Here is an 18,472-nt window from a genome sequence, read left to right as displayed (position 1 = left end):
AATAATTAACTGATTGGTTTCTCGTTTCCTCTTCGATTCTGAGTAATTGAACTACCCTAAAAATGAGGCCGAATTACATTTTCCCGATTATCACCTTCAGTTGCTGCTTTCTGGTAACTGCCTGTTCGAAAGTCAAAACGCCCGATGGCCAAACTTCGGAGTCACCCTCAACCTTGCATGTCGGTGTCGCAACCATCGACATTACTCCAGACGAACCTATTCGCTTAAGCGGTTATGGAAGCCGAAGAGAATTATCGGAAGGGGTAAAAGGAAAATTGTCGGCCAAGGCATTGGCAATTGGCGATGGAGATGAGCCTGCCCTTATTGTAACCCTCGACCTGATAGGCGTTCCCGACTGGTTAAAGGCAAGCGTTGTAAAAGAGCTGAACATCCCCGCCTCGAAAATCGCTATTTGCGCGACCCATACTCACTCAGGACCTCACCTGAAAAATGTCCTGGATCCTATTTTCATGGCCGATATTCCAAGCGACCACTGGTCAGGCATTGAACGATATTCTGCAAAACTCGCCGATATGGTTGCGGAGGTCTGTCGCCAGGCAATCAAAAATCTCAAGCCAGGTTCATTGGCCTGGGGCGAAGGCGAAGTAGGTTTTGCCGGGAATCGTCGTGTCCTTGAAAATGGCCAATGGACGGGCTTTGGGAACCAGCCAGACGGACCCGTCGATCATTCGCTACCCGTGATGCGAATCAATGACACACACGGAGACCTTTTGGCCGTCCTGACAAACTACGCCTGCCATTGCACTACCTTGGGCGGGAACTTTAACGAGATCCATGGTGACTGGGCAGGTGAAGCGCAGCGTTTGCTTGAGCAGAGGCATCCGGGTGTTACGGCCATGATCGCCATCGGTTGCGGGGCCGATTCAAACCCCAATCCCCGGGGCAGCATGGAGGAGGTTCTTCAACACGGTAAAACGCTGGCAGACGAAGTGGATCGTATCATAAAAGGCAAAATGACTCCGTTATCAACTGTTCCGGAAACCCGGCTTGAACATATCACTCTCCCCTTCGATCCGTTGCCGACCCGTGAAGAATGGGTAACGCACGCAAATTCCGAAATAATATCGAACTACTATGCACAACAGGTTCTGAAGCGGTTGGATCAGGGAGAAACTTTACCGACCTCCATGGAATACCCGATCCAGACCTGGACCTTCGGGACAGACTTGGCCATGGTCTTTCTCGCTGGAGAAGTTGTCGTCGATTACTCCATCAAACTGAAAGAGCGATTTGACAAAAAACGACTTTGGGTAAGCGCCTATGCCAACGCAATTCCCTCCTATATTGCTTCGAGACGCTTGTATGATGAAGGCGGGTACGAGGTTGATAGATCCATGTATTTCTATGATAAACCACAACGACTGTCTCCCGATACCGAGGACCTGGTGCTCGACGAAGTGTTGCAACAGATTCCCCATACCTTCTACTCGGAATCCACCCTGGATTTTATGCCGGCACCGACCTCAAAGGAAGAGGCATTAGCGACGATGGAGATTCATTCCAATTTGCAAATTGAGTTGGTCGCAGCTGAACCACTGGTCATGGATCCGATCGATGTCGCCTGGGGACCCGATGGACGCATGTGGGTTGTCGAAATGGCTGACTATCCTTTGGGCCTTGACGGAAAAGGACAAGGCGGTGGTCGCATTCGATATCTGGTCGATAGCAACAAGGACGGACAGTACGACCAATCGACGCTTTTTCTGGATGCCATCCCCTTCCCCACTTCCGTCTTTCCGTGGAAGGACGGAGTGCTGATTACCACTCCACCGGATATTCTTTACGCGCGCGATACAGATGACGATGGCAAGGCGGATTCAATCACTCCTCTTTATACCGGCTTCAACCTGGGAAACCAACAGCACCTGGTCAACGGCATGCAATGGGGGCTTGATGGATGGATATATCTGGCCAATGGCGATAGCGGTGGAAACGTTCGACCCATAGGCTCCGATAAAGCCATCGACATCGATGGACGCGATTTACGTATCAAACCGGAAACCGGTCAGATCGAAGCCATTTTGGGCCGTTCACAGTATGGCCGAAATCGCGACTCCTGGGGAAACTGGTTTGGGAACAGTAACTCGTACCCAGGCTGGCACTTCGCACTCGATGATCAGTATCTCAACAGAAACCCTCACGTGAATTATGCATCTTCCCGGGTCTTCTTACCGGAGATCGCTACAGCAGGACCGGTGTTTCCCATCAGCAAAACACTCAGCCGATTTAATGATTACGAAAAATCAAACCGCTTTACCTCAGCTTGTGGATTTATGATTTACGAGGACTCTGCATTGGGTGAGGCGTTTGTCCGGAATTCATTTGTGGCTGAGCCGGTTCACAATCTGGTGTCCCGCGCTGTGTTGTTTGCCAACGGCACAAGCTTCAGAAGCGAACGAGCCCCAGAGGAACAAGATTCCGAGTTTTTAAGATCCACCGATAATTGGTTCCGTCCAACATCCATTAGAAGCGGCCCGGATGGAGCCCTCTATATCACCGACATGTATCGTCTGGCCATCGAACATCCCGAGTGGATTCCGGAGGACTGGCAGCGAAAGCTGAACTTACGCGAAGGACACGACAAAGGACGCATCTACCGTATTTCGAAAAAAGGAGCCAAGCAGACCCAGATTCCTGATTTCGATAAGCTGAACACGCCCAAATTGGTTGTGATGCTGGATTCCGATGTTCGCTGGCAACGCGACCAGGCGCATCAGTTACTCTTACTTAGAAACGACTCCGGGATTAACCCGGCACTGGTGACCATGGTGAGAAATGGTCGATTACCCGAGGCCCGCGGTCAGGCGCTCTCGGTTTTATCACAATTGAACGGCTTAACTAAAAACGCTGTGCTCGGTGCCTTGAGTGATTCAGCTGCCGGAGTCAGGATTCAAGCACTCAAGTTGAGCACGACCTTCATCGAAGATGAGGAAATCTTAAATAAGATCATCGGCCTAGCCGATTATGACGATGCACAGGTTCGAATGCAGGTTGCTTACAGCTTGGGAGAATCCTCATCCACACTTGCCAGCGAGACCTTGCTCAAAATCGCCAAAGAAAACGCCACAGATGATTTGATGACTTCCGCCGTGCTTAGCTCCGCGATACCGCATCAATTAACCCTGGCAGTGAAATTAGGCAGCGATGTTCTGAATCCCGAGCTGAAACCTTTTCTAAGGGGCCTCATTCAGACTGCAACCGGGACCAAAAATCACACTGCCTTGCCCACCTTGCTAAATTCAATTTTAACCCGCACTACAGATCATCCTGTAATAAACAACCTCACCGCTTATCTGGACTATCGAACCGTGCTGAATAGATTCTCAAATGGTAGAAGTTGGGTAGCGAATCAAAATCAGGACCTGAACAGGAAAGAAGGGGAAATATTCACGACCGCCTATTCCATAGCAAATGACCCAAAAGCTACCACCGACCAGCGTAAACTAGCTTTGCAAGTTTTATCATTTCAGGAGGATGGAAAAGCAGCCAATACCGAATTAGCGTTTCAGCTTCTTGGACCCAGTAATCCAACCGAACTTCAACTCGCCTCAGTCGACAGCCTCGCACTACTTCTTGGAGCCCAAGCACCGGAGAAACTGTTGGAGAACTGGAAAGCTCATTCACCAAAAGTCCGCAGCAAAATCGTGGACACCCTACTCTCAAGAAACAACTGGACAATCGAGCTTCTTAAAACGGCTGCTATTCAAACCGACATCGCAAAATCGTTTTCTATCACTCAAAGTAACCAACTCAGCAATCATCGGGATCCCACTATCTCCCAACTTGCTGAAACCGTTTTCCAGCAAACAACCAACTCGAACCGTCAGCAGCTAATAGAAGATTACCAACCGGTTTTAAACCTGGTCGGAGATCCCAATGCGGGACGAGGCCACTTTACGAATTTGTGCTCAAGCTGCCATGCCATGGATGGAATCGGAGTCGATGTCGGCCCCAATCTAACGGCGCTTTCCGACAAATCATCACCAGCCTTGCTCATCGCTATCCTCGACCCAAATCGTGCGGTCGAAGATAAATTCAATCAGTTTATCGCAACAAGCACGAACAACGAAACCGCCGTAGGGATTCTTTCAGATGAATCAACGAGCAGCGTCACATTAACCACCACCGGTGGTCTCAAACAAACCATGCTCCGCCAAAATATGCGTTCGCTGGAAAGCAGCAGCATGTCCTTAATGCCGGAAGGTCTTGAACTGGGACTTGACCATCAAGCAATGGCAGATCTCCTGGCCTTTCTCAACGCATCGGATGACTCCCTCAAAATCCGGACCGACGCAGACGGATCCATCGGACTTACCGCGAACCGGGGCAAAGCAATGGGCCCCTCGGTTTACTACAACAGCGATCAGAGCTCCTTTGACTACGTTTCGGAAAGCGATACCCTCGAATGGACGGCCTACGACCTGAAAGCCGGTTACTACGATATCTTTGCCGATGCTGCTATGGCAGTAGAATATGCAGGACGTCCTTTTAAACTATCCATCAACGACAATTTTGTCACCGGAGCCGTGGTCTACTCCGGTGGAGTTGACAGATTCCGTCAGAGAAAATTTGGTAATGTCCTGATTGAGGAGGATATTCCCAAAGCGGTGTTTAAACTCCAACACCAGCTCGACGGCCCGCAATTGAGTCTGAGAGAATTGCGATTGATTCCGGTGCCCTAATTAATTCATAGAATTGCATTTCCAATTCCAAAAATACCGTTTCCAATTACCCTATGAAGTTTTCTACCCTGCTTCCCCTAGGCCTTAGTCTGGCTGCTAACAATCTTTCGGCTGACGTTACTTCCTGGCGCAATGGCGGCTTCGGACTCTACCCCGACACAACCGCCCCTATTGATTGGGACAATCAGGACAATGTCCTCTGGAAGATTGACACACCCATTCGCGGAAACGCCACTCCCATCGTTGTAGGCCAGAAACTCTTCTATACTGCAGAACCCGGAGACCTCATCTGCGCCGATGCCAATACGGGCAAAACACTCTGGCGAACCTCCAACTCATTTGAAGATGTCATTGAAATGCCAGATGAAGAACGGAGAGAGATCAAACGTATCATTGAAGCCAATGAAAACCTGACTGAACTTCTGGAGCCCGCAAAACGCAAAGTCTACGAATTGACCCGAAAGCTGCGAAGCGACAAGTCGAACGAAAAACTTCAAAGCCAGCTGGAGGACGCCAACGCCGAACAGAAGAAACTCGAACAAGAAGCCGGTACCGTTCCCAAACAATTCATCAAACCCAAAACCCACGACACCAACGGTTATGCATCCATGACTGCCTGCTCAGATGGCACCTACATTTACACCGGCAACGGAATGGGAATTGTCACCAAACATGACTTGAACGGAAATCGCATTTGGGGGAAAGTCATGGAAGGTCCGGACCACGCATTCGGCACCGCGGTCTCCCCTCAGTTGATTGGTGGTAAACTCATACTCCGCATGGGTGACTATGCGGCACTCGATCCGGAATCGGGAAAGGAACTCTGGCGTATAAAAGATCCCGCAACCTTTGGACCACCGGCGTCCTTTCAGTTAGAAGATGAATGGTACCTTTATACCGTGCGCGGAGAATTGATGCGTGTCTCAGATGGCAAAAAACTGCCTTCACAAGACTGGGACATTCCTGAAAAGAAATTCGCATTCTTCAACACTCCATTCGTCGGAGGAAACCGGGTTTACGTGGTTCATGGCGCAGCCGGCATACAGGGCGATGCCTATTGTATGGAGATTCCAAGCACCAAGAAAGCATTGGAAAAAACCGGACTTACCCAAGTCTGGTACTCGGAAGTCTCCAAAGAACGGTATTACGCCTCACCTGTTACGCATCAAGGCATCACTTACATCATCTCCATGGGCAACGAATTCCAGGCACTGGATGCCGCCACTGGAGAGCTTCTTTTTTCTAAAAAAATCGACGGCATGAAAGGCAGGGCATTCACCGGAGTAACGCTGGTCGGTGACAAACTGTTGGTAGGAGAAGAAAACGGACTCGCAGTATTCATCCAACCAGGCCCAACATATAAGGAGCACGCCCGCTTCGACCTGGGAGAGAACCGCAGTACTCCTATCTTCGACGGCGACACTGCCTACCTCAGAACAATCGAGTACCTCATCGCTTACAAAAGCAGATAAATCAGGCCATCATGATTTGAATAGGATTATGAGAAATGAACATTGAGCGTTTTAATGTTTCCCTTGCATAGACACTGATATTTTCTTTTCGAATTATCCGGATCGTATCTGTGTACATCATGCGTGTGGTTGGTATACAGTTCTCCAACGCTAAGCTCTCCAATCCAGAGGTAGGAAGTAAGAGGTGGAAACCACAAAAAACGCAGAAGGCACAATGCCTGACACCAAAACCCGCGAGTCTGGATTTGAAGCAGCGTCTGGTTGGAGTTGGGGTGTTGATCTTCCGCCGTCGTTGAAGAACTATGGCGAGATCTGCGAGAATGGGTCATGGTCATGGGGGAAATCTATCTTTCAGTAGTGGAGATCTAGATGGTTCGACGCAAACAAGATTTAGGATCCTGATTTATTCTTTCTCTTCTTTTTTTTTCAAACACCGATGACACTGATGACGGTTAAATTTATATGGCCTACCCATTTCATGGATCAGTGTGAATCTGCACTACTATCCGGTGGAATCTTGTTTTTAAAGCAACGTTTTCATATTTCAACCAATCACGGTGACCTCGCGAATAGCTGGTAATAAAATAAGTTCGAAGAAAAATGCTTAACTACGAAATGCGCTAAATTACGCAAAAAGCTGAAAGCATTTCTTTATAACAGAATCATGGGTACGGAATCATTTATTCAGTCAAAGAATCAGACCCGAAATCCGAAACTGTATTCCCCCGGGAACGCCACCTGTCTCGCAGTATTTGAAGGAGGCGGATACGTCGCGCCGCATGTCTTAGGAGGCGGAAGCCCCAGCTTGGTATCTTGGATGGTGAATGAAATTCGATGAACCAATCTTTCAGGATATCGGACAGTTTGGCGATCAGTCCCTACCTTCTGATTCGTGTCAATTGGTCCATTCGTGGTTAAGGAATCCCTACAAAATCTGTGTCTATCTGAGCAATCTGTGGTTAGGTTAAACTTTGGTTGCGGCTTTGCTGCTCTAAGTTGATCAGTGGTTAAAATTCTTTTTTCCAACGCTAAGCTATCGAACGGAGTCGGCGAAGCCTACGGAGTTACGATAAGCGCCTTGTTGAGATTATTTCTTTAAAATTTCGTTGTAGATGTCGTCTCCGCTTTTTTTTCCCATCAGGGCCAAGCGAATACAGATCAAATATTTTTGGATCTCTTGTGCTAGGGTATCTATAAATTAGTTCGTTTCCCCATACATCATGGCAATCGTCATATGATCTGAGGTAAGGACCTCGCCATCTGTCGGTACCCGGATTTTCGAGTAACGCCTTCAGTCCTTCTTTCGTGCTCAGGTATGAACCAGTATCTATCCTGTATCTGAGTAGTGTCGCCTTGAATATGTTATTTATTGTGAGTTCAGTGATCTTCACGAATGAGTCTTTCTTTGTGTTTTCCGCTTCCAGCAAGGGTATTGTAGCAGCAAAAACTAAGACCAGTAAAATGTATCTGAGGTTTTTCATATTCTTTCCAACTATTGGTATACGTGATTATTTTAATGGGAAAAATATCCTCGATTTGAAGAATGAGTTTGTTAAGTAGCTCATGATCAAGTCAAAGGATGATTGTATGCGGAGATTTATCAACGCCAATTTCCTTGAAAAACATGATTCAGAATCATGTTGTGTTAGCATTGATGAAAACGTGGATTCAGAAAGTGCTGCAGGCCGAACGGGGGTTGACAAGGGGATTCGTAATCAAGGTGGATTACCCTGAGTGGTATCTGAAATATGTTTTTCAACGCGGCAAGAGTCACTTGAAGAGGTGTCGTCAGAATTTACTCGGTAGTGCGAAACAAGAGCCAGGCGATCCAACCAGTCATGACAATGGCAAAGTTTTTTTGGAAGGAAGCCGCCCTGACCCGGCCGGATCTCGGCGACAGGCAGGAAGAAGGAAGGGGGGCGCCATCCAAATATTCATGAATTACCACCGACTCACAGCGAAGTCTTAACTGCAGGATGGATCCTTTCTTATATCTTCCGGTTTGAGCCGTTAATACAATTTCGTTAGGAAAGGATTTCCTTCACCACATTCCCATGCACGTCGGTCAGACGATAATGTCTTCCCTGGAATTTGTATGTGAGTTGAGTGTGATCGATGCCGAGCTGGTGGAGGATCGTGGCATGCAGGTCGTGGACATCGACTGGATTTTCGATGGTGTTGTAACTGAAATCGTCGGTGGTTCCGTAGGTGAATCCGGGTTTTACTCCCCCACCCGCCATCCAAATGGTGAAACACCGAGGGTGATGATCACGCCCATAGTCATCGGTCGTCAATCGACCCTGACAATAAACGGTGCGGCCAAACTCTCCACCCCAAACAACCAGTGTGTCGTCCAACATACCACGTTGTTTTAAATCGGTTACAAGAGCTGCAGATGCCTGGTCGGTATCTTTACACTGGGTACGTATCTTTTCAGGAAGCTCGGTATGGTTATCCCAGCCGCGATGAAACAATTGAACGAAGCGAACGCCTCTCTCCGACATGCGCCGCGCCATCAGGCAATTATAGGCATAGGTTCCCGGTTTCCTTGCATCCTCTCCGTAGAGGTCGAAAACATGGTCCGGTTCAGATGTGACGTCAGTCAACTCCGGAACCGAGGACTGCATTCGGTAAGCCATCTCGTATTGAGCGATACGCGTTTGGATCTCCGGATCCCCGAATTCTTTGAAACGCATTTCGTTGAGCTGCGCCACGTCGTCGATCATACGACGCCGGGTTTGAGCATCAACGCCCTCAGGATTCGACAAGTATAGAACCGGGTCCTTGGTGGAACGGAATTTTACTCCCTGAAATTTTGAAGGCAAAAAACCGCTTCCCCATAACCGGTCATAAAGCGGTTGTCCTCCATTGCCCGAAATCAGGGCAATAAACGCTGGCAGGTCTTTGTTTTCGCTTCCTAATCCATAGGATAACCACGAGCCAATACTCGGGCGACCCGCAAGCTGGAATCCCGTTTGAAAAAACGTAATGGCCGGGTCGTGATTGATCGCCTCCGTTTTCATCGTGCGGATGAAACATAAATCATCCACAATCTTCGCCGTGTGCGGAAGTAAGTCACTGACCCAGGCTTGAGATTGGCCATGACGTGCAAAATTGAACATGCTTGGAACCACCGGAAAATTCGACTGGGTAGCTGTCATGCCGGTAAAACGTTGTCCCTGTCGGATCGAATCGGGCAGCTCAGTCGCTCGTATCTTCTGCAACTCAGGTTTATGGTCGAAGAGATCCATTTGAGAAGGGCCACCGGACTGAAAAAGGAAGATAACGCGTTTTACACGTGGAGGCAGACTTGGCTCGATACCCAATAAATTACCCAGGGCCATGGTGCCAATGCCACCGGCCATTCCACTCATAAAATCTCTTCGAGTTAGTTTTTTCATTCTACAAAGTCATTCTTTCGTCACAGTTTCATCGAGATTCAGCAGTGTGCTGCAAATCATAGTCCAGCTGGCCAGTTCAGCCACGGAGATGGTTTCGTCGACGGACCATTCACCGTAACTAATCAATGATTTTGCTGCGACCTGATCATCCGAATATCGCTTTTGATAGTCCATTTTACTTTTGAGTAAAATGTTTGCCTCGTTCGCTTCCGGCAATCGTCCCAGCAATTGCTGATAGGCTCGATTAAGAATTTCATTATCTCCCTTGATATTCATTAATAATCCTTGAGCCATAACACGGGCCGCCTCTACAAAGGTTACATCGTTCATCAGATTGAGCGCCTGGAGAGGTGTGTTGGTTCTACGAAGTGCTTCATCGCACGCTTCTCTTCCGGCGGCGTCAAAATTGGTCATCATGGGAGGAGGCACCGTTCGCTTCCAGTAGGTGTACAAGCTACGTCGGTACAAATCATTTCCAGTGGCCAGGACATAGTTTGAATCAGAAGCGAAGTCGGCCCATAGTCCGTCGGGCTGGTAGGTCTTTACACTTGGACCTCCAATCTGCTTATGCAGTAATCCGCTCGCTGCCAGCGCTTGATCGCGGATCATCTCTGCCGGCAAACGAAACCGCGGACCACGGGCCAGCAGACGGTTTTCCGGATCGCGGGCACGTTCACTTTCATCAACGCGCGAAGACTGTTGGTAGGTGTTGCTGCTAACAATGAAAGTCAGCATATGTTGGATGTCCCACCCCGATTCCACAAATTCGACCGCCAACCAGTCAAGTAACTCAGGATGACTGGGCCGCTCTCCCTGGACCCCAAAATCTTCGGTCGTTTTGACCAGGCCCGTTCCGAACAAGTCGCGCCAGATACGATTAATCGCTACTCGCGCCGTGAGCGGGTTATTTCCAGAAACAAGCCATTTGGCCAGACCCAGTCGGTTCCTCGGAAAATCGTCGGGTAAAGGAGGAAGTGACGAAGGAACTCCAGGTTCAACCGGGTCTCCGGGCTGATCATAAATGCCACGCTTAAGAATATGCGTTTGCCGCGGCATCTCGTCGCGCATGACCATTACCGTAGGAATCGCCTCCTCAAATTCGGTGAGTCCTGCCCTAGCCGTTTTCCAATTGCTGTAGGTCTGCGTCAGTTTGGCAGGTCCACCCTCATTAAGAAAATAGTGTTTGAGCTTCGAAGATTGCGATTTGCTGCGTTCGGACTCCGAAAGCGATAGGATACTTTTAAGAGAAGTTGTTTCAAAGATTACTCTGATCTCTTCCTCAGTCAGTGCCCGATCATAATAGCGAACGTCATCGATCTGGCCATTGAAGTCCACCATGCCAGATCCAATCCGCAGTGGTTCATCAGAGTCAAAGTTCTGGTTCAGAAAATCATAATTGGCCTTATGTGGCACCGACACTCCATTGATATAGAGCTTTATGTCACTCGCCTTGCGTGTTCCTCCATAGGTCACAAACACGTGCACCCACTCCCCGCTTGGAATCGGATCAAGTGTTTCAACCTTCACAGAATCATCCAGCCAGCGTTGAACGAAATTTGCCTGTATCGTTCCTTTTTCGGTTAGGTGAAGATTGTGTCCTTTCCCTTCCGGCACGGGAACCATTCGGGACAGGATGGTCCCCTCTTTCAAGGTCTCCACCTTTAGTCGGGCACCAAACGAGAATTTGTCAAAGTACCCAAACTTCCCTTCCTTTTCAAATTCCTGACCAGTCAAGCCAACTCCTGTTTCTTTGAAAACCAAACCGGAATCTACCGTCCAGTTCTCAGGCAAATCAACAGCCTGCGATTCCCAACTAGAAAAAGTTCGATCCAAACCCTTCCTGGTTTTATCCCAAGCCTTTCGCGCTTTGGATTCCGCAGTTTTCAAATCAGCCAACTGGTCTTCCTGAGAACGCGTTGGAGCTTTTAACCACGGCTCCGAATTGCCTTCCTTCCACGCTCTACCGTTTTCGGGCAGGTTATTAAACATAGCAAACAGCTGATAGTAATCGCGCTGGGAAATGGGATCATACTTGTGATTGTGGCAGCGGGCACATGCCATCGTCATGCCCTGCCAAATCGTGAAAGTGGTATCCACACGATCTACGACATACTCCACCTGAAACTCCTCAGGTACGATTCCGCCCTCTGCGTTTCCCCGGTGATTCCTATTAAATCCGGTGGCGATCAATTGGTCCATAGTTGGTTTCGGCAATAAGTCGCCAGCAAGCTGATGTATCGTGAACTCATCAAAGGGCATATTGGAATTGTAAGCTTCAATCACCCAGTCGCGCCAACGCCACATTTCCCGCCATCCGTCGTTTTGATAACCACTGGTGTCAGCGTAACGCGCCGCATCCAACCAGCGAATGCCCATTTTTTCTCCATAGGCCGGGGATGTAAACAAGTGTTCTGCGGTCTGTTTAACCGAAGCATTCAGAAAACGTTTTACGTCATCCGGAGTCGGAGGAAGCCCTGTGATATCGAAATGTATTCGCCGTGCCAGTATACGCTGATCAGCTCTCGGTGAAGGTTTCAGACCCTCCAAGTCCAGTCGCGCCAAAACAAATGCATCGATCGGATTATTAACCCAGCGAGCATCAGAAACCGAAGGCGTATCAGGACGCACCGGTGGAACGAGTGACCAATGCTGTTCCCAGATGGCGCCTTCTGAAATCCAGGATTTGATGAGGGCAATTTCGCTGTCTTCCAAATGCCTATCCGCATCCTTAGGAGGCATACGCTCTTCCGGATTCTCATGGGAGATTCGATAAAAGAGTTCGCTCTTCTCCAAGTCACCTGGAGCCACAACCCTGTAGTCGTCCAGGTCGGCAAACAAACCTGATCTCGTATCCAGCCTAAGATCGGCTTCTCTTTGCGCGGCATCGGGTCCATGGCACTTGAAACAATTATCTGAAAGAATCGGGCGAATGTCCTGATCGAAATCAACCTTCCCGTCGGCAATAGTAATAGTGAATCCAAGCAGGCAGATTCCCAGGCGGTAGACTGGATGCTGAAGCATCAAACTCATTTTGCCAGTTATCAAAGGGTGCAAGATTTAAAAGACATCAGTTTTTGATCCAATTCCAGACCGCTCCAACCTAATCATTGATCTACATCGAACCGGTACGTTGGATTCATTGGGGAAGAAGCAGCAATCCTTAGACCTTGGAACGAAGTCGGTCAAGTGGGGAATCCTCCAGCGAGATCATAAGGGAAGACAATAGTAACTGTGCTTTCGTCGAGAGGATATCAAATCAGAACATTCGTAAAACCAGCCTCATGGTTTCGGCTTGGCTGTGCACCCTCGGTGGACTGGTCGCCGACGTGCTTCAACCGATCGCTCCATTCGCATTCTACACTTTGTGAGTTAGGTCACTACATCTACATAAATCACGCAAGTGATTGGTTGCACCACAAGTCTCGATTGATCAATTTGGTTTATGGTTCGGAAGTTCATTATTTGCGCAGCTAGCGCCATTTCGATACTCTTTGGCGAAACCGCTGTTCAGGCAACGCACGAAGAGGGCTGGGGACAGGGACCACTCATGCCGATTTCTTTGGGCGAGGTAGGCGCTGCAGTGGTTGAGGGAAAACTCTACGTCGCGGGTTTCAGCGGAGCAGACCTAGCCGTCTTCGATTTGACATCTGAAACCTGGGCGCCCTCCGATGCAATAGCACCACGTCCGCAATCAGGCCATCACCATGCAGCTCAAGCTCTGGGAGGAAAACTCTACCTAATTGGTGGCGGCGCTGGTGCAGAGGGGATGGTGCAGATTTACGATCCAGAATCAAACAACTGGAGTCTGGGAGCCGACATGCCTTGGCCAGCATCGTCCACTGGCTCATGCGTGATTAACGGTGAAATTTATGTCGCCGGAGGCTCTGTTCCCGGCGTTGGTTCGGTTGACAATGTTGCAAAATACAATCCCGGAGAAGATTCGTGGACAACCCTGGCGCCGATGCCTCACGGACACAATCACGCCGCCAGCGGAACGGACGGAAAACGTTTTTGGGTTTTCGGCGGACGAAGTGGCGGTCCGGGAAACTCAACGCAAGTATACGATCCCGCGACGAACCAATGGAAGTCGAGTCATCTTCCGGATGGCACCCTCGCACCGCTCCCGCTTGGCCGCGGGGGCATGGGAAGCGCACCATTTATTCTCGGAGAATTTTATGTCATCGGCGGTGAAGGAGGAACACCACTACTTCATGACCGCGTGGACATCTACAATCCAGGAACAAACACCTGGCGTTCCGGTATTCCCTTACCTTTGGCACGACACGGTATTTACCCCGTCGCCACCGACGGAAGGATTTACGTTGCAGGAGGTGGAGAGATCGCATTCGCATTCGCCGAGACAAACACACTTCAAATTCTAAGTTTACCCGACTCCTTCGAAGCTTGGCAATCGAGACAGTTTACTGCCGCCGATCTTGACGACCCGGAAAAAGAAACAACGCACTGGGGCCCAAACGCCGACCTTGATGGCGACGGCCTGGAGACACTGATGGAATATTTGATGAACCTTAATCCGCATGTGCAAGAAGCCGACAATGGGGTACCCATGAGAATAGCCAACGACAGACAAATTCTAACAATACGGTATAGACGGTCTAAAAACGCTCCGGATAGCTCCCTGATAGCACGAGCGTCGCCTGAACTCGCTACTTGGAACCGCGATGGAGTAACGGATCAGATCATCGAAAATCTGGGCGATGCCTGGTTGATCGAAACAACAGTATTATTAAACGACTCTGATCGAAAGTTTGTCCGATTGTTCGGGGAGTTGATGGAGGAAGAACCATGAGTTTCATTCCACTCGTCACCACCCTCCTTTTGTAAGCAACTTTAGTCCCGACCCGATGGTTTTTGAAATAAGAGTCGCGAATAAATTTGCTACACTTTGGCCACCCTTTCGTTTCTGACATCAATTGCACCGAGGTCTTGACCGACAACGAAGTGAAAAACAATCACACCCTAAAACCAGATTCCCTAATTCTTACCCCCACCGATCTCCCGACGATAAATCATAGCCCCGCATTGGGTGAATAATCCGGGTTCGGCTCGGGCATCTCCGCATCGAGAGAAGTTCGCCAGGCGTGTAATTTGTTACGTAGCTCATTCACTTTTTCCGGCATAGCTTTCGATAAGTCATTTTGTTCACCAATATCGTCTTTCAGGTTAAACAGCTGCACGGTGTAATTTTCGAAATACTCCAGCAGTTTATAGTCGCCGCTTCGGATGGCTCCGCCGGGAGGTTGCATGCCGTGGTTGCTGTAATGAGGAAAGTGCCAATAGATGGCGTCCCGGTCGAAGGTGCCTTTTCCTTTAACCAGAGGAGCAATACTAACCCCATCTTGATGCTGTTCTTCAATCAACGGCAATCCAGCCATTTCGAGAATGGTAGGATAAAAGTCGGTACTTATGATTGGTTCTTCCGAAACGGTCCCCTGCTCTCCTTGCCCGGGCCACTTTACAATACATGGCACACGAATGCCTCCTTCGTAGAGCCAGCCCTTGGCACCACGAAGAGGTAAATTCGAACTGGAGAAAGCTCTGTCCAATTGACTTTCTGGAACGGTTCTCTCGGGGTTCCCCACATTCATCCCTGCCATGCCACCATTGTCGGCGAAGAAGATAACGAGGGTGTTGTCGTCGATTCCCATGCTCTTGAGTTTTGCAAGGATACGACCAAGACTCTGGTCAACCGCTTCCACCATACCGGCGAACTGGGTATTATCCTGGTACTGTTTTATTTTCACCGTTCTTTCAGGAAGCACTCCATATCCCGCAAAGGCATCTTGCTGGATTGCGGTATCCAAATAATCGCGGCTTAGCGGTTCTGCAACATCCGGATTCTGTTCTAGCACAAAAGGCGTGTCTCCAGTTGTTGGATTCGCTTTCAGCTTAGCTTCGTATTTCTCAACCAGATCAGGACGTCCATGAATCGGATCGTGCACGGCAAAATGCGCCATATAAAGAAAAAAGGGATTGTCCCTATCACGTCCGATAAACTCGAGAGCTTCATCGGTCAGCCGATCAGTCAGGTATTCACCTTCCGGTGCATCTTCCAAGCCTTCCAATTCATAAGGAGCATAAAACGTCCCATTGGGTGCTCCCCTCGGCCAATTCCGAGGAACATGTTCATCGAACCCATGTTTATCAGGCGTGTTAGGGTTGGTACCCAAATGCCATTTACCAATCGCTTTTGTGGCATAGCCGTGAGTTTTCAAGGTCTCGGCAATGGTTGTTTCTTCATAGGGCAAGAACTGCCCTGTCTTAACATTTAAGTATTTCTGGAAAGGAAAGTCACGGCGGCCTGGGATCCAATCGGTCATCTTATTTCTCGCAGGATATTTACCTGTTAAAATACTGGAACGTGTCGGTGAACACACATGACATGCAGCATAGGCGTTAGTAAACTTAACTCCCTCGGCAGCGAACTGATCTATGTTTGGCGTCTCATAAAAACTACTACCAAAAGAGCCCACATCGGTCCATCCCAGGTCATCGACCAAAAAGAAGATTACATTGGGAGATGTTTTCGTTTCCTGAGGTTTTTCGGCAAGCGTGCAGCCGACAAGCAGAGCAGCCGCAAAGCCTGCGATAGAAATAAAGAATCGGTAGTTCATGGGGTAGTTTTTGGTTTTAGAAATTAAAATGTCTAGGTGTTTGAGAAGATTTTCCGGACCTTTTCTGCCACAGCCAGTCCAAGATTTGCACAACCCTCTGCATCGATATGAATCGTATCGGGAGCTGGGCAACGTGCATAGTCTCCCGCGTTCAAAAATGGAATACCTCGATCAGCTGCGACTTCAGAATAGGCTTTCTTAAAGCCCGTCGATTTTTCAGCTCCATCATCAAACAGGTGGCCAAAGGGACAATACCCTACCGAAACAGGCACCGGAGCAATAAGCAAAACTTTCGGTGCAGTTTTATTCGGGCCGGATGTGCTTTCAAGAATTCGATCAATCAGGACACCACAGCTATGCGCAATGGAATGAGCATTTTGATTAAGATGATTCTTCAAGTCGTTTGTCCCCAACATCAAAATAACCAAATCAACCGGCGCTTGTGATTCCAGTATGACAGGCAGGTGTCGCAATCCGTTTTTATCGGTTGGTTCACACGGATCATCCCACATCGTGGTTCGACCATTCTGTGCTTCCTCGATGACTAGAAACTCATTGCCAAGTTCTGCCTGCATCACGCCAGGCCATCGCACATCCGCAGGCATGCGCTCACAGTCGCTACCGATTAAAAATCCCCACGTATTGGAATCACCAAAACAAAGAACGCGTTTCATAAGGTGGAAAGTTGGGGTTCGATAAACACTGTGAGACGAAGAGTCAAAAGCGTGATGGAGGTTACTGATTATTCCTCATTGCTCGATGAGATGTTTGGGAAAGTCTTTTACCTGTTCACAGCCGATTTGCTCCATGACTTGTTGAAGCTGACGTTTCATCAAGGTGATTGTATGATGTCCACCGTGCTTGCCTAGTGCACAAACTCCATACATGAACGAGCGTCCCATAAAAGTGAACTTCGCTCCGCTTGCCATAGCGCACGCAACGTCTGAACCGGAACGCAAACCACTATCAATCATCATGGTGATTTTATCACCATAGGTCTTGGCGAGCTCCGTCATCGGCTTGATCGTCGATTGACCGGCGTCTAGCTGACGTCCTCCGTGATTGGACGCGATAATACCATCGAGACCAAGCTCAACGACTTTGGCAGCATCTTCATCGGTAACCACTCCCTTCACTACCAGGTTACCTTTCCAGCGATCACGGATGGCCTTGATCCGATCGACCGTCAGACGTCCCGAAAAGGTTTTATTCATAAAGAGACCCAGGTGCTTCATATTTAGCCCCTTTGGCATATACGGCTTCATCGTCTTGAATTCTGGTATCCCTGCTGCGAGTTGTCCAAAAGACCATGAAGGATGGGCGGTCATCTGCAGAATATTTCGCAGTGACATCCGCGGTGGAATGGAGAGACCGTTACGAATCTCTTTGGGACGATAACCCAAAGTGGGTGTATCAGCGAGAATGATAAGGGTTTTGCATCCTGCGGCCTCCGCCCGGTCAAGTAGCTTGTCCCGCAAATGATCTTCGGCCGGATGATAAAGCTGAAACCAAAAATTGCCTTCGGTCAGTTCAGCAACCGTTTCTATACTGGCGGTGGCAACGGTGCTTAGCGTGAAAGGAATATTTTCCTCAAATGCCGCTTTAGCCAGAATCTCGGTTGCTCGCGGCCACATGAGACCTTGAAGACCAATGGGACAAATGCCAAAGGGCGCATCGTACGTTTTACCAAAAAGCGTGGTTTTCAAATCACTACCCGGATAATCCCGAAGATAAAACGGGCGCAGTTGAATTTCACGAATATCGGCTGTATTACGGTGAAGATTTATTTCGGAAAAACATCCGCCTTCAAGGTAGTCATTGGCAAAACCAGGCATCCGCTTGCGTGCCTTTTCGCGGAGATGTTCGATGGAAGGGTACTCGGAATTAAAAACCTCGGTCATAGGGAAACGTCATTAGACTATGGAAAATGAGAACAACAAGCCGATGACAGATCAATGTATTTTAAAGCAGATCCGATTACCGTATATTGATTGTCGGAATTAATTTCTTTAACTCAGTTTTAATAGAATCGAATTTCGAGATATTAGCCAGGTTCGTCCATTCGTTCGGATCAATGTCGTGGTCATAAAGCTCCTCGCCACCATCATTATATTGGATGTAGCGCCAACGCTCTGTACGAACGGTATGGTTTTTATAACCAAAGGTTGTGAGCGCAGGCCGTTCCCATTTTATTTGAGGATCTTTTAACAAGGGAACGATACTTTGTCCGTCCAATCCTTCGCGAGGTGGCAATCCACACA

General features: G+C 48.7%; 10 protein-coding genes. 4 read left to right on the top strand and 6 right to left on the bottom strand.

What is annotated here, in order from left to right; genetic code table 11:
• Nucleotides 1-62: 62 nt before the first annotated feature.
• From O3C43_00815 to O3C43_00805, 3 genes are all read left to right on the top strand, one after another.
• The gene (locus tag O3C43_00815) at nucleotides 63-4,703 is read left to right on the top strand and encodes a neutral/alkaline non-lysosomal ceramidase N-terminal domain-containing protein (GenBank protein ID MDA1065019.1); all 4,641 of its coding nucleotides are present in this window, start codon (nucleotides 63-65) and stop codon (nucleotides 4,701-4,703) included.
• A 53-nt stretch (nucleotides 4,704-4,756) separates the two neighbouring features.
• Complete coding sequence (locus O3C43_00810; GenBank protein MDA1065018.1) at nucleotides 4,757-6,175, top strand: PQQ-binding-like beta-propeller repeat protein; 1,419 nt, start codon at nucleotides 4,757-4,759, stop codon at nucleotides 6,173-6,175.
• A 214-nt stretch (nucleotides 6,176-6,389) separates the two neighbouring features.
• A complete protein-coding gene (locus O3C43_00805) occupies nucleotides 6,390-6,533 on the top strand; it encodes a hypothetical protein (protein ID MDA1065017.1) in 144 nt (47 codons plus the stop codon).
• 1,666 nt (nucleotides 6,534-8,199) lie between these two features.
• Here O3C43_00805 and O3C43_00800 read toward each other — a convergent pair.
• Nucleotides 8,200-9,576, bottom strand: a complete 1,377-nt coding sequence (locus O3C43_00800) for a DUF1501 domain-containing protein (protein MDA1065016.1) — start codon at nucleotides 9,574-9,576, stop codon at nucleotides 8,200-8,202.
• 9 nt (nucleotides 9,577-9,585) lie between these two features.
• The gene (locus O3C43_00795) at nucleotides 9,586-12,621 is read right to left on the bottom strand and encodes a DUF1553 domain-containing protein (GenBank protein ID MDA1065015.1); all 3,036 of its coding nucleotides are present in this window, start codon (nucleotides 12,619-12,621) and stop codon (nucleotides 9,586-9,588) included.
• Between the two features lie 397 nt (nucleotides 12,622-13,018).
• Here O3C43_00795 and O3C43_00790 point away from each other — a divergent pair, with 397 nt between their 5' ends.
• Nucleotides 13,019-14,386, top strand: coding sequence for a hypothetical protein (locus O3C43_00790; protein ID MDA1065014.1), 1,368 nt, complete (start codon nucleotides 13,019-13,021; stop codon nucleotides 14,384-14,386).
• A 220-nt stretch (nucleotides 14,387-14,606) separates the two neighbouring features.
• Here the strand turns inward: O3C43_00790 and O3C43_00785 are convergent, their stop codons facing one another.
• The 4 genes from O3C43_00785 to O3C43_00770 all read right to left on the bottom strand — a co-directional run.
• Nucleotides 14,607-16,211 carry a sulfatase gene (locus tag O3C43_00785; protein MDA1065013.1) on the bottom strand — a complete coding sequence of 535 codons (1,605 nt, stop codon included), beginning with the start codon at nucleotides 16,209-16,211 and terminating at the stop codon, nucleotides 14,607-14,609.
• A 32-nt stretch (nucleotides 16,212-16,243) separates the two neighbouring features.
• A complete protein-coding gene (locus O3C43_00780) occupies nucleotides 16,244-16,885 on the bottom strand; it encodes an SGNH/GDSL hydrolase family protein (protein ID MDA1065012.1) in 642 nt (213 codons plus the stop codon).
• Between the two features lie 75 nt (nucleotides 16,886-16,960).
• Nucleotides 16,961-18,112, bottom strand: coding sequence for an alpha-hydroxy acid oxidase (locus O3C43_00775; protein MDA1065011.1), 1,152 nt, complete (start codon nucleotides 18,110-18,112; stop codon nucleotides 16,961-16,963).
• 76 nt (nucleotides 18,113-18,188) lie between these two features.
• Nucleotides 18,189-18,472: DUF4976 domain-containing protein (locus O3C43_00770; protein ID MDA1065010.1), on the bottom strand; the 284-nt coding region annotated here is incomplete at its 5' end.

Source organism: Verrucomicrobiota bacterium (genome assembly GCA_027622555.1).
In the GTDB taxonomy this organism is placed as follows: Bacteria; Verrucomicrobiota; Verrucomicrobiia; order Opitutales; family UBA2995; genus UBA2995.
This window is presented reverse-complemented; position numbering and strand designations above follow the sequence as displayed.

What these genes read in the sequence shown, in the direction of transcription:
- O3C43_00815 (MDA1065019.1), top strand. Translation starts at nt 63, where the DNA reads ATGAGGCCGAATTACATTTTCCCGATTATCACCTTCAGTTGCTGCTTT.
- O3C43_00810 (MDA1065018.1), top strand. Translation starts at nt 4,757, where the DNA reads ATGAAGTTTTCTACCCTGCTTCCCCTAGGCCTTAGTCTGGCTGCTAAC.
- O3C43_00805 (MDA1065017.1), top strand. Translation starts at nt 6,390, where the DNA reads ATGCCTGACACCAAAACCCGCGAGTCTGGATTTGAAGCAGCGTCTGGT.
- O3C43_00800 (MDA1065016.1), bottom strand. Translation starts at nt 9,576, where the DNA reads ATGAAAAAACTAACTCGAAGAGATTTTATGAGTGGAATGGCCGGTGGC.
- O3C43_00790 (MDA1065014.1), top strand. Translation starts at nt 13,019, where the DNA reads ATGGTTCGGAAGTTCATTATTTGCGCAGCTAGCGCCATTTCGATACTC.
- O3C43_00785 (MDA1065013.1), bottom strand. Translation starts at nt 16,211, where the DNA reads ATGAACTACCGATTCTTTATTTCTATCGCAGGCTTTGCGGCTGCTCTG.
- O3C43_00780 (MDA1065012.1), bottom strand. Translation starts at nt 16,885, where the DNA reads ATGAAACGCGTTCTTTGTTTTGGTGATTCCAATACGTGGGGATTTTTA.
- O3C43_00775 (MDA1065011.1), bottom strand. Translation starts at nt 18,112, where the DNA reads ATGACCGAGGTTTTTAATTCCGAGTACCCTTCCATCGAACATCTCCGC.